Origin of the sequence: uncultured Methanobrevibacter sp., assembly GCF_900316895.1 — an archaeon.
Lineage (GTDB): Archaea > Methanobacteriota > Methanobacteria > Methanobacteriales > Methanobacteriaceae > Methanocatella.
This window is the reverse complement of sequence record NZ_ONER01000088.1, coordinates 1-7450: the sequence shown is the minus strand read 5'-3', so window position 1 is coordinate 7450 and position 7450 is coordinate 1. Positions and strand designations below refer to the sequence as shown.

Sequence of the window (7450 nt, the reverse complement as noted above, 5' to 3'; positions counted from 1 at the left end):
GCTTATGTCTTCTAACTTTTTTGATGGGCAGACCCTGTTGTGAATTGAGGGATTGGCTACTTCCACAGCACCTGTTATTCCTTTGATTTCTGAGCCGAACTCGGCCAAATCGTCTGTGATTCCGGTATTTAACCAGACTCCGTCTCCGGTAATGTCCTTGATTGTGGTTGCAATCTCTTTGATTTCCTGAGTTGTGAATGATTCGTACCCTCCGGATAAAAATTCAATGTTCCAGTCAAGACGTTTGCACATTTCAGCCTCCGCATAGATGTTTGAAACATTTCGCCTTGCTTTTTTCGGATCTTTTATTTTATCCTTTTGGGTGGACATGTAGCAAAATGCACAGTCTCCCTTATCGCACCACCATGAAAGGAACACCGCTCGTTCAAGAGTGATTAAATCACCGTGATTTTTTAAAGTGCTTTCATTAGCTTTTTTGATTAGGTCAAACATGTTAGAATCCATGGTAGTATATATTGTCCTTAAAGTTTATATACTGGTTGGAATTAATATTTAGATTGTACTTTGATTTTTCCCTGTCGATGGCGCTTTTGGGCCCATAGCTTAGCCAGGTAGAGCGTCCGGCTCATAACCGGAAGGTCATGGGTTCGAACCCCATTGGGCCCATGTTACAAAAATTTCATATGTGTATTTGCTCCGGTGGTGTAGTCCGGCCAATCATTTCGGCCTTTCGAGCCGAAGACTCGGGTTCGAATCCCGGCCGGAGCATTCAAAAAAATTTGTTAAGATTTTTAATGGTTTCTATGTATCCTTACTTTTTATAAGCGGGGGTGCCCGAGAGGCCAAAGGGGACAGGCTTAGGACCTGTTGACGCAGGTCTACCAGGGTTCAAATCCCTGCTCCCGCACTTTTAACAATTTTTTTTATTTAATTTATCATAAATGCCGGGGTAGGGTAGGCGGTCATCCTCCGGGACTGTGGATCCCGGGACTCGGGTTCGAATCTCGGCTCCGGCCCCATTTATAAAAACTATTTTTTTCGATATTACTTTTCAAATGCTCTCTCATTTAGTTTATATAGGGTTAAATTTAGATTATTAATTGAGTGTTACTATGGCAAAAAAAGGGTCTGCTGAAGAAAGGGATTTGGTACATAAATTATGGGAAAGGAATTTTGCTGCAATGAGAGCCCCAGCTTCTGGTGGTGCAACTAAAAGACCTTTGCCTGATGTTTTAGCTGGAAATGGCAAGATTTATTTGGCTATTGAAGTTAAAACGACTACCAAGGAAAAAATCTATATTGAAGAGGAGCAAATTACTTCGCTTTGTGAGTTTTCAAAAATATTCGGTGCAAAGCCGTATATCGGAGTCAGGTTTAAATATACTAAATGGCTATTTTTAGAACCTCAAAATACTCCTAGAACAAAAAGCGGAAATTATCGTGTTGAAAAAGATTATGCGCTTGAAAAAGGCTTTGAAATTGATGAAATAGCTGGCATCGATAAGCAAATGAAATTCGAATAATTGCAAATATTTATATATTATTAAAGTAAAATTTATTACTGTATGTTATGTGGGGTTATGGTGTAACCTGGCAGCATCGGGGACTCCAGTTGTCTTTGAAGAAAATATACGCGTAACTGAACAGTACCTGTTGTGATGAACAATTGGAGTACTGAGGCAAGAGACATCCCCGGATTGGGGTTCAAATCCCTATGACCCCATTTTTATACAAATCTTTTTTTCAAAACTTTTAATTACTTTCTTGATTATATTATCTTTCATGAGTTCTATTGTTTTTATTATTGGTTTTAATTATGATTCAAATTGTTTTTTGATCAACGATAAAATTTTGGTTGATACCGGCGCTGGTCACAACAAGGATTATCTATTCTCCAAACTTCGTGAAAATGGTGTTGATCCGGAGGATATTGAATTGATTGTAAATACCCATTGCCATTTTGACCATATAGGAGGTAATCATTTCTTCCCTGACGCTAAAATTGCGGTTCATAAAGTGGATGCTGCTTCAATGAAAAATAAGGATACCTTGGGAACCTCATTGTCTGCTTTTGAAAATGAAGGCAATTCAAGGGTCGATATCGAATTGGAGGATGGTGATAAAATCGAAGGTTTCGAAGTAATCCACACTCCAGGCCATACCGGTGGCGGGATCTGTCTTTGGGATGGTGAAAACTTAATCTCAGGTGATACCATATTTGCCGGCGGTGGTGTTGGCAGAACCGATATCGGCGGAGATTATCAGGATATGAAAAACAGCGTTAAAAAATTAATGGAATTAGATGTTAAAAACATCTATCCCGGTCATGGTCCGATTGTTGAGAATAATGGAAAAGAGCATATTAAAATGTCTTATTCACTTCTTCTCTAAGTCTTTGGAAACTTTTTTCATAGTTCCTCTTTTAACAAGAATGGAAACTTTTTCCCCAGGGTTAATCACATTTTCAGGTTGAGGGATAATTAGTTTTCCATTTTGATAAGCGGCAATAATGATGTAGTCTTTTGTTGGTGACACTTCTTTGAAGCGTTTTCCGATGACCTTATCATTAGTTATTGTCATTTCGACAATTTCAGCGTTACCTTCTCCAAGGGTTGTAATTTTTGATGCCCTCGGGTTCATAACAAATTGCGCAAGGTCTCTTGCAGCACTGATTTCCGGGCTGATTACCTTATCGATTCCCACTTCTTTAAATGCTTCTTCGTGATCAGGGTTACTTACACGTGCAACAATAGTTTCAACATCGTATTTTCTGACTAAAATACATGATAAAAGGTTCGCTTCATCATTTCCGGTTGTTGCAATGAAGAAATCGGCATCTTCAATATTGGTTTCCTCAAGTAGTTTGGAACTGGTTCCGTTTCCATGAATGACCAATGCATCGAGTTCTCCTGCAATTTCATTGCATAATGTCTCGTCACTTTCGATTAAAGTGATGTCTGCTCCGGTATCAATTAATAAATTCGCAAGGGCAAGTCCTACACGACCTCCTCCCATAATTATCGCATACAAAATATCGCCTCTTAACAATTTATAATCAATATATGTATTTTTACAATATAAATATTATCTTTTAAAAATTTCAAAACCGGCCCTTAATGTAATCAATACTGGGTATATTTCAAGCCTTCCGGTCCACATGTCAAATATGCTGACTAATTTAAGCACAGGGTCTAATGTATAATTGATTATTCCAAGCTCCAGACCGTTGTTTCCCTGAAGGGACATTGCTGCAAACAGGCTTTTAAATGGGTCATATCCGAATAAGCAGAACAGTGCCCATGTAAACATTATGAACATCATGTAAAGTGTTATGTAGCTTCCTGCCTGTGCAATCGCTTTTTCAGGAATGGTGTGTCCGTGTAGTTTGATTGGTACCACTCTTCCATCTGGAGATAGGATTTCCCTGATGTGGCGGTATATTCCCTTAAAGTAGGTAATCATACGCACAAGCTTGATTGCACCTACTGTTGAACCGTTGGATCCTCCAGTCAGCATCAGGCACATCAGACATATTATAACAAATGATGGCCATCCTGCCATTGTGGTAGGTGACGCTACGCTTGCTCCGGTTGTTGTCATTGCAGACACGACCGTAAACAGCAGGTCGATTGGAACGATATTTGAGACAAAATAAAGCATTAATGTAACAATTGCAATCACTGATATGATTATCTGGAATTGCAAATCTCCAAATAAGGATTTTCCTTTTGTTTTTATAACCTTGTAATGTGCCAAAAAGCTTGTAGCCCCTAAAATCATCAGGACGATTGAAATCAGGTAGATTACATCATTTTGATAAAATCCCATATTTGCGTTTTTAATGCTCATTCCCCCTGTCGAAACCATGTGGAACGTATTGCAGACAGAATCAAAAAGGGGCATTCCGGCGAGCAGATACATTATGATTCCTGCAGCTGTATAAATCGCATAGATTTCAATGGTTTTTTCCATTGTCGCTTTGATACTTGGTTTGATACGGTCTTCACGAGCTTCTGAGTGATATAGTTTTGATGAAACAGAACCCGGTTTTGTTAAAACGGCAATGACCATAACGACCACTCCCAATCCTCCAACCCATTGTTCAAAAGCTCTAAAAAATAGTATGCTGTGAGGTAATATTTCCACATCCATGAACATGGTGATTCCGGTACCTGTCAAGGCAGACATGCTTTCAAAAACACCGTCGATGATTGGAATGTGGGTTGATAATGTAAAAACAAAGCCTCCAATAAGGCATGCCCATAGCCATGCGAACGCCGATATAATCATACCATGCTTGAAACGCATCTTTTTGTTGACTTTTTCATCGAAATATTTTAAAGCAAAAACGCCCAATAGTATTGAAATCAATCCTGGAATGACAAAACTGAGAATGTCAAATTCAAAATAAATTAAATCGAATATTAATGGAATCAAGCACATTATGCCTATTCCTATCATTAAATATCCAGAATTTTTCGCAACAATCCGAAGGTCAGTTTTTGTAATATATTTCATTAATTAAATTTTGAACAAATTTCTATATAAATTTATAAGTAATTAAAGAAAAAAATTATATGTGATATGGATAAAAAAACTGTATTCTTTTTGGGAGTGAGTTTAGTAATATTGGCGGTTATGCTTTATTTTGTAGGTATAGATCAGGTAATATCCGCTTTAAAGGTTGCTAAATTGGAATATGTTGCTATTGCCATAGCCATGCAGGTTTTCACTTATTATCTATACACTTTACGTTGGAAAATATTAAATGGTGTGGCAGGCATTGATGCTGGCATAAAAAATCTGCTTCCAATGGTCTTGGTAGGTCTTGCAGTTAACAACATTACTCCTTCAGGTCGTGGAGGGGGAGAACCTGTAAGGGCATATATCCTGTCCCGTGAAAAGAATTATCCTATGGAAGAAACATTTGCAACAGTTGTTGCAGACAGAGCATTAGACACTTTTCCTTTTGTTGTACTTGCAGTTTTAACAATCATCGGTATGACCCTGACATTCAATTTTGACTTATGGCTGCTTGTTTTAATGGTTGTGGCCGTGATTGTCATTGTCATTGTTTTGCTTTTGATTATTTACATGTCCATCAACCCCCGCTTTGGCGCAAGGGTTGACGGCTGGATTATCGGGTTGGTTAGGAGATTCTATAAGAAAAACTCAGATGAACTCGAAGAAAAGATTCACGGAGTCATAAGTGGTTTTCAGGACACCATGAAAATGGTCATTTCAAATAAGAAGGTCCTATATTATGCCTTGCCGTTATCTTTTGTAATTTGGATTTTTGAGATTTTAAGGGTTTATTTCGTGTTCCTCGCATTTGGAGCTTCCGTCAATCCTGTAGTAATCGGTGAAGTATTTATTCTAGCTTGTCTGGCAGGTATGATTCCTCTCCTTCCGGGAGGTCTCGGAGCAGTCGACGGAATAATGATCATATTCTACTCAGCCGCAGGAATCACTGCTTCAATCAGCGCTGCCGCCACTGTAATCGAGAGGCTGATTTCATTTTGGATGACCACCATTATCGGTATGGTTATTTTGCCTTATTACGGTTCATCAGTTCTTGATAAAATCTCATTCGGTTCCTCAGATGAAATTGAAGAATCCGTTGAAGATGAGGATTAAAAAGCTTTTTTTTTTAATTTGGGATATAATCTAAATGAATGCTTTAGCTTTTGGCCAAAGCATCCGGATGATGAAAATAATGCTGTTCAATAATAATTTTTTTGGCATGAAAATTCAGCGTTCAAGCAAAAATAGAAAACTTTATTTTAATATATTATCATAAATTTATTTATCACAAAAAATTAAATTTTAAAAAAATTTTGGTGAAAATATGGAAATTAATGGCGTAGAAATACAAGATACCTTTGCTGAAGGTTTTGGAATTAAAGTATCTAGATTGATTATTACTGCAGCTACTAAACATTTAGCTAAAATTGCAGCTACTGAAGCTACCGGATTTGCTACTTCAGTTATCGGATGTCCTGCAGAAGCAGGTATTGACCAATATATCCCTCCAACTGAAACTCCAGATGGAAGACCAGGTTATGCAATCATGATTTGCCACATGTCCAAAAAAGCTTTAGGCGGACAAATCATGGACAGAATCGGTCAATGTGTTTTAACCGCTCCTACTGCAGCAGCATTCAATGCTTTAGAAAGTGAAGAATCCTTCCCAACCGGAAAACAACTCAAATTCTTCGGTGACGGATATGAAACTGAAAAAGAAGTAGACGGTAAGAAAATGCACGTTATCCCTATCATGTCTGGTGAATTCTTAGTGGAAGACGAAATGGGATGCAAAGACGGAGTAGCTGGTGGAAACTTCTTCATTATGGGTGACAGTCAAATGACTTCCATCGTTGCTGCTGAAGCTGCTGTTGATGCTATTCACGCTGTTCCTGGTGTAATCACTCCTTTCTCTGGTGGTATGGTTGCTTCCGGTTCTAAAACTGGTTCCAAATACTCTTTCCGGTGTAGATGAAGAATCCGTCAAAGCTGCTATGAAAGCAGGTATTGAAGCTGCTTGTCAAGTACCTGGTGTTATTGAAATCGGTGCTGGTAACTACGGTGGAAGCTTAGGTCCTTACCAAATCCACTTACAAGAATTATTCTAGAGAGAGTTAAACTCTCTTCTTTTCTCTTTTTTCGATATTATTGTTTAATATAAGCCATCGCTTTGGTTTTACTATTTTTTTTTAAATTACCTGTCTGATATTTAAACGGTTAAAATTATAGGTTTTTCATCAAATCAAAAAATTTTAGCAAAATTAAAATAATATTTAAATAAAAATAATATTTGGTAATGTATATGTTGGTGAACAGAACTTATTCAATAATTCTATTATTGCTTTTGATATTTCTAACTGTTGGTGTAGTTTCGGCCAATGAAAATATTACGGATGACATTTCACTGAATGATGAAATATCTTCACAAAATGTTTCTGAAACTCCGATAACGGAGGAAATTGAAAGTGATAGTAATGATAATATACAGAATTTTCAGGAAACTACAATAGAAGCCAAAGATGTAAAGACATATTATAAGGAAAAATCTAATTTTGTTGCTTATTTAAAGGACTCCAACAATAATCCCCTTGCAAACAAGAAGGTTGTCATTTCCTTAGACAATAAAAATTATGATGAGATTACAGATAATTTGGGCAAGGTGGTTTTAAAGCTTAATTTAAATCCTGGCACCTACAAGGCAAAAATCAGTTTTGCAGGTGATGATGCATATGCTGCAAGTAGTGCAAACGCCGTAGTTAAAGTGAACAAGGCATCATTGTCCATTCAGACTAAAGATTTTAAGACTTATTTTGAATCAGGATTTTATTTCAAGGCAAAGGTCATAAATAAAGTCACTAAAAAACCTGTTGAAGGGGTTAAGGTGGCATTTAAAGTTTATAAAAACAATAAATATAGGACCTACTGGGCAACTACCGATTCCAAGGGTGTTGCAAAATTGAAGAAA

Annotated in this window: 5 protein-coding genes, 5 tRNA genes and 3 pseudogenes; 10 read left to right on the top strand and 3 right to left on the bottom strand. The window is 37.3% G+C overall.

Annotated elements, in window-relative coordinates; genetic code table 11:
* A pseudogene (locus QZN27_RS08480) lies at positions 1-465 on the bottom strand (radical SAM protein); the annotation flags it as partial.
* An 88-nt stretch (positions 466-553) separates the two neighbouring features.
* On the opposite strand from QZN27_RS08480, the gene QZN27_RS08475 reads away from it, so the two are divergent.
* The 7 genes from QZN27_RS08475 to QZN27_RS08445 all read left to right on the top strand — a co-directional run bounded on the left by QZN27_RS08475 (position 554) and on the right by QZN27_RS08445 (position 2352).
* Positions 554-627, top strand: a tRNA-Ile gene (locus tag QZN27_RS08475).
* Between the two features lie 27 nt (positions 628-654).
* Positions 655-729: transfer RNA gene (locus QZN27_RS08470), tRNA-Glu, on the top strand.
* A 56-nt stretch (positions 730-785) separates the two neighbouring features.
* A tRNA-Leu gene (locus QZN27_RS08465) sits at positions 786-868 on the top strand.
* A gap of 36 nt (positions 869-904) precedes the next feature.
* Positions 905-980, top strand: a tRNA-His gene (locus QZN27_RS08460).
* Positions 981-1073: 93 nt separating this feature from the next.
* Positions 1074-1484: a Holliday junction resolvase Hjc gene (hjc, locus tag QZN27_RS08455; protein WP_292602123.1), complete on the top strand. Its 411-nt coding sequence runs from the start codon at positions 1074-1076 to the stop codon at positions 1482-1484.
* A gap of 51 nt (positions 1485-1535) precedes the next feature.
* A tRNA-Trp gene (locus tag QZN27_RS08450) sits at positions 1536-1684 on the top strand.
* Between the two features lie 59 nt (positions 1685-1743).
* On the top strand, positions 1744-2352 hold the full coding sequence (locus QZN27_RS08445) for an MBL fold metallo-hydrolase (protein WP_296786372.1): 609 nt from the start codon (positions 1744-1746) through the stop codon (positions 2350-2352).
* On the opposite strand, the gene QZN27_RS08440 is transcribed toward QZN27_RS08445, so the two are convergent.
* Entirely contained in the window at positions 2338-2991 is a 654-nt protein-coding gene (locus QZN27_RS08440; RefSeq protein WP_296786370.1) for a TrkA family potassium uptake protein, read from the bottom strand. The two genes, QZN27_RS08445 and QZN27_RS08440, sit on opposite strands and share 15 nt — an antisense overlap.
* A 54-nt stretch (positions 2992-3045) precedes the next feature.
* Positions 3046-4422, bottom strand: a complete 1377-nt coding sequence (locus QZN27_RS08435) for a TrkH family potassium uptake protein (protein WP_296786367.1) — start codon at positions 4420-4422, stop codon at positions 3046-3048.
* Between the two features lie 123 nt (positions 4423-4545).
* Between QZN27_RS08435 and QZN27_RS08430 the strand changes: the two genes are divergently transcribed.
* The 3 genes and pseudogenes from QZN27_RS08430 to QZN27_RS08420 all read left to right on the top strand — a co-directional run.
* On the top strand, positions 4546-5598 hold the full coding sequence (locus QZN27_RS08430) for a UPF0104 family protein (protein ID WP_296786364.1): 1053 nt from the start codon (positions 4546-4548) through the stop codon (positions 5596-5598).
* A gap of 211 nt (positions 5599-5809) precedes the next feature.
* Positions 5810-6593: pseudogene (gene fhcD, locus QZN27_RS08425) on the top strand (formylmethanofuran--tetrahydromethanopterin N-formyltransferase).
* A gap of 194 nt (positions 6594-6787) precedes the next feature.
* Positions 6788-7450 (top strand): annotated as a pseudogene (locus QZN27_RS08420) (Ig-like domain-containing protein); the annotation flags it as partial.